We start from the raw sequence: 4,370 nt of genomic DNA, 5'->3' as shown, positions 1-4,370 counted from the left end.
CGCCTGCCTCCGGCGGCGAAACCGTGCCGGTCATGGTCCCCACCCTGGGTGAATCCGTGACCGAGGCCACCGTCGCCACCTGGTTCAAGAAGGAAGGCGAAAGCTTCGAGGCCGACGAGATGCTCTGCGAGCTGGAAACCGACAAGGTTTCCGTCGAGGTTCCCGCCCCGGCCGCCGGCACCCTGACCAAGATCCTGGCCAAAGAAGGCGAAACCGTCGAGGCTGGCGGCCAGCTGGCCGAGATGACCTCGGGCAAGGGTGGCGCAACCGCCGCTCCGAAGTCCGAGGCCGCGCCTGCCGCAGCCCCTGCCGCCTCGGGTGGCAAGGATGTCGAGGATGCGCCCTCGGCCAAGAAGGCCATGGCCGAAGCGGGTCTGTCGCCCGACCAGGTCACCGGCACCGGCAAGGACGGCCGCATCATGAAGGACGACGTGGCCAAGGCCCTGTCGGCGGCCAAGTCGGCCCCCGCCGCGCCCGCGGCCGCACCGCGCGCGCCCGTCGCCGCCGATGACGCTGCGCGCGAAGAGCGCGTGAAGATGACCCGCCTGCGCCAGACCATCGCCCGCCGCCTGAAGGACGCGCAGAACACCGCCGCCATGCTGACCACCTACAACGAGGTGGACATGACCGAGGTGATGGCCCTGCGCAACCAGTACAAGGACATGTTCGAGAAGAAGCACGGCGTCCGCCTGGGCTTCATGTCCTTCTTCACCAAGGCCTGTGTCCACGCCCTGAAGGAAGTGCCCGAGGTCAACGCCGAGATCGACGGCACCGACGTGGTCTACAAGAACTTCGTCCACATGGGCATCGCCGCCGGCACGCCCCAGGGCCTGGTGGTTCCGGTGATCCGCGACGTCGACCAGATGTCCTTCGCCGACATCGAGAAGGCGATCGCGGAGAAGGGCAAGCGCGCCCGTGACGGCAAGCTCTCGATGGCCGAGATGCAGGGCGGCACCTTCACCATCTCCAACGGTGGTGTCTACGGCTCGCTGATGTCCTCGCCGATCCTGAACCCCCCGCAGTCGGGCATCCTCGGCATGCACAAGATCCAGGACCGTCCGATGGCGATCAACGGCAAGGTGGAAATCCGCCCGATGATGTACCTTGCCCTCAGCTACGACCACCGCATCGTCGACGGCAAGGGCGCCGTGACCTTCCTCGTGCGCGTCAAGGAAGCGCTGGAAGATCCCCGCCGCCTGCTGATGGATCTGTAATCCGGACGGTGGGTTGACCCCACCCTACGACACCGGCCCCGCCCGCGCATCGCGCAGGGCGGGGTTCACCCCGCCACGGCACCGCAGCAGAGATAGCCTCCCCCATGCCCCGCCGCACCCAGGAACAGCTTCTGAAAGAGATTACGCGGGCAGATGAAAGCCTGCGGGCTATCTGCGCGATCCTGGGTCCCGTCTTGGAACCGGAATGGCCTGACTACCTGGTCGCGCACCTACCCTCTCTATCCGAGGCACTCGAGGCTATTGCCGAAGGACGCCGCAACGCTTCCAGCGTTCTCTCCGGCACCAGAGAGGCCCTGTCCGACATGGGTCTCGCGCTGATGGACCTCGAACGCCGCGATCCCGAAAGCGCAACCCAGGTGGCTCAGGCCTACGCTGCGGCCACGGGTCGCGACGTCTGGGCAGACACCCTGACACCGGTCAGGCGCAGCAAGGCCATCCTCAAGCGTGGTCAGATCGCCAATGCGGAAGAAGCCCGTTTGATCTCGGGTCTCGTCGCCGATGGCGAGCTGACCGGCAAGTCGCTCGAAACGGCGGAGCGCCTTCTGCTCGCCGCCCAAACGGAGGTACGTGACCAATGACCCCCGAACTCATCGCCCTCACCCTCGTCGCCCTGGAACATGTGGTCCTCGTCATGTGGTCCCAGGCCCTGCTGAACCGCGATGTCGGCGCGGACGTCAACGCCAGCCCGCGCGACGAGATGCCGCCGCTCTCGACCCGCTGCAACCGCCTGCGCCGCGCGCTGGCCAACCATACCGAGAACTTCCCCTTCTTCATCGGAGCCGTGGTGCTGGTGATGTTGTCGGACAGCGCCTCGACCACCACCGCCGTCGCCGCGCTGACCTATGCCGCCGCCCGCGCGCTCTATATCCCGGCCTATGCCTATGGTTGGGCGCCCTGGCGGTCGGTCATCTACATGGTCGGGCTCATCGCCACGATCATCATGTATGCCGCCGCATTTTTCTGAGGCCCCGAGATGAGCACCCTGCCCACCGAAGTCACCGTCCTCGCCCTCGCCGGGCTGCTCCAGGTCCTCCAGATCGGGCTGATGTCGGTCACCGCGAACATGGAACTCGACCGCGGCAAGACGCTTGGGCCGCGTGATCCGGACCGACTGGGCAAGCCGCTGATGGAGCAGGTCAGTCCGCGCACGGGCCGCATCTTCCGGGCCATGAACAACCACTTCGAGGCGCTGATCCTCTTCACCATCGCCGTGGCGGTGGTGACGCTGGGTCAGGCCGCCTCGCCGCTCACCGCGACCTGCGCCTGGATCTACCTGGGCGCCCGCATCCTCTACATCCCCGCCTATGCCTTCGGCTGGGTGCCCTGGCGCTCGCTGTTCTGGATGACTGGGCTGATTGCCACCACGCTGATGATCCTCGCCGCGCTCTTCTGATCATCCGGCGGCCCGAAATACTGCGGGGGAGTCGGCCCAACCGACGGGGGCAGAGCCCCCTCCCCGCCCCGAAACGACAAAACTCCCGGCGCCCGATGCGCCATACGCTAGAAGGAGATCCCCATGGCCCAATACGACGTGATCGTCATCGGTGCAGGCCCCGGCGGCTATGTCGCCGCCATCCGCTGCGCCCAGCTTGGCCTCAAGACTGCCTGTGTCGAGGGCCGCGAAACCCTCGGCGGCACCTGCCTGAACGTCGGCTGCATCCCCTCGAAGGCGCTGCTGCACGCCACGCACCAGCTGCACGAGGCAGAGCACAACTTCGCCACCATGGGCCTGAAGGGCAAGTCGCCGTCAGTCGACTGGCCGACCATGCAGGAGTACAAGCAGTCGGTCGTCGACGGCAACACCAAGGGCATCGAGTTCCTGTTCAAGAAGAACAAGATCGACTGGCTGAAGGGCTGGGGCTCGATCCCCGAGGCCGGCAAGGTCAAGGTGGGTGACGAGGTCCACGAGGCCAAGAACATCATCGTCGCCTCGGGCTCCGTTCCCTCCTCGCTGCCCGGCCTGACCATCGACAACGAGGCCGGCGTGATCGTCGACAGCACCGGCGCCCTGTCCCTGCCGAAGATCCCGAAGAAGATGATCGTCGTCGGCGCTGGCGTGATCGGCCTGGAAATGGGCTCGGTCTACGCACGTCTGGGCGCCGAGGTGACGGTGGTCGAATTCCTCGACACGATCACCCCCGGCATGGACGGTGAAGTGCAGAAGAACCTGCAGAAGATGCTGAAAAAGCAGGGGATGAACTTCATCCTGGGCGCCGCCGTGCAGGGCGCCGAGGCGACCAAGACCAAGGCCAAGCTGACCTACAAGCTGAAGAAGGACGACAGCGAGCACACGCTGGACGCCGACGTGGTGCTGGTCGCAACCGGGCGGCGCGCCTTCACCGACGGGCTCGGCCTGAAAGAGCTGGGCGTCGAGATGACCGAGCGCGGCGTCGTCAAGACCGACGCCCACTGGGCCACCTCGGTCAAGGGCGTCTACGCCATCGGTGACGCGGTCGCCGGCCCCATGCTGGCCCACAAGGCCGAGGACGAGGGCATGGCCGTCGCCGAGGTCATCGCCGGCAAGGCCGGTCACGTGAACTACGACGTGATCCCCGGTGTCATCTACACCCACCCCGAGGTCGCCTCGGTCGGCACGACCGAAGAGCAGCTAAAGGAAGAGGGCCGCGCCTACAAGGTCGGCAAGTTCTCCTTCATGGGCAATGCCCGCGCCAAGGCTGTCTTCTCGGGCGACGGCTTCGTCAAGCTGATCGTCGACAAGGAAACCGACCGCGTGCTGGGTGCCCATATCATCGGCCCGGCAGCCGGCGACCTGATCCACGAGGTCTGCGTGACCATGGAATACGGCGGCTCCGCCGAGGACCTGGCCCTGACCTGCCACGCCCACCCGACCTTCTCGGAAGCGGTGCGCGAAGCAGCACTGGCCTGCGGAGACGGCCCGATCCACATGTGATCACCCCCGCCGGGGCTCCGCCCGTTTGCCCCTTGAAAGCCCCACCGGGGCTTTCACCGGCGTTGCCGGACCGGGGCGCACCCTTCTCGGAAGCGGTGCGCGAAGCGGCTCTGGCCTGCGGAGACGGCCCGATCCACATGTGATCGACACGGACCGACAGCGCCCGCCCCCTGCAAGGGGCGGGCGCTGCGCTTTCGATATTGCCCGTTGTGCAGGCATTGGGC

General features: G+C 66.7%; 5 protein-coding genes. All 5 read left to right on the top strand.

Annotation, left to right across the window (positions count from 1 at the left end; genetic code table 11):
- The coding region (gene odhB / locus OS124_RS0107330) for a 2-oxoglutarate dehydrogenase complex dihydrolipoyllysine-residue succinyltransferase (RefSeq protein ID WP_010138811.1) at nucleotides 1-1,214 on the top strand (1,214 nt) is incomplete at its 5' end.
- Nucleotides 1,215-1,318: 104 nt separating this feature from the next.
- Entirely contained in the window at nucleotides 1,319-1,813 is a 495-nt protein-coding gene (locus tag OS124_RS26945; protein WP_138919461.1) for a hypothetical protein, read from the top strand.
- Nucleotides 1,810-2,199 (top strand): MAPEG family protein, encoded by a 390-nt coding sequence (locus tag OS124_RS0107320; RefSeq protein WP_010138809.1) that lies wholly within the window; start codon nucleotides 1,810-1,812, stop codon nucleotides 2,197-2,199. Before OS124_RS26945 ends, OS124_RS0107320 begins: the two co-directional genes overlap by 4 nt.
- Before the next feature lie 9 nt (nucleotides 2,200-2,208).
- Nucleotides 2,209-2,628 carry an MAPEG family protein gene (locus OS124_RS0107315; RefSeq protein ID WP_010138808.1) on the top strand — a complete coding sequence of 140 codons (420 nt, stop codon included), beginning with the start codon at nucleotides 2,209-2,211 and terminating at the stop codon, nucleotides 2,626-2,628.
- Between the two features lie 123 nt (nucleotides 2,629-2,751).
- The gene (lpdA, locus tag OS124_RS0107310) at nucleotides 2,752-4,146 is read left to right on the top strand and encodes a dihydrolipoyl dehydrogenase (protein WP_010138807.1); all 1,395 of its coding nucleotides are present in this window, start codon (nucleotides 2,752-2,754) and stop codon (nucleotides 4,144-4,146) included.
- Nucleotides 4,147-4,370 lie beyond the last annotated feature (224 nt).

This window comes from Oceanicola sp. S124 (genome assembly GCF_000220565.1).
Lineage (GTDB): Bacteria > Pseudomonadota > Alphaproteobacteria > Rhodobacterales > Rhodobacteraceae > Pseudooceanicola.
Note: the sequence above shows the minus strand (reverse complement) of the source record. Positions and strands in the feature narration are given on the sequence as shown.

Excerpts from the sequence above, each read along its gene's own strand:
- lpdA (WP_010138807.1), top strand. The coding sequence starts at position 2,752 with ATGGCCCAATACGACGTGATCGTCATCGGTGCAGGCCCCGGCGGCTAT.
- OS124_RS0107320 (WP_010138809.1), top strand. The coding sequence starts at position 1,810 with ATGACCCCCGAACTCATCGCCCTCACCCTCGTCGCCCTGGAACATGTG.
- OS124_RS26945 (WP_138919461.1), top strand. The coding sequence starts at position 1,319 with ATGCCCCGCCGCACCCAGGAACAGCTTCTGAAAGAGATTACGCGGGCA.
- OS124_RS0107315 (WP_010138808.1), top strand. The coding sequence starts at position 2,209 with ATGAGCACCCTGCCCACCGAAGTCACCGTCCTCGCCCTCGCCGGGCTG.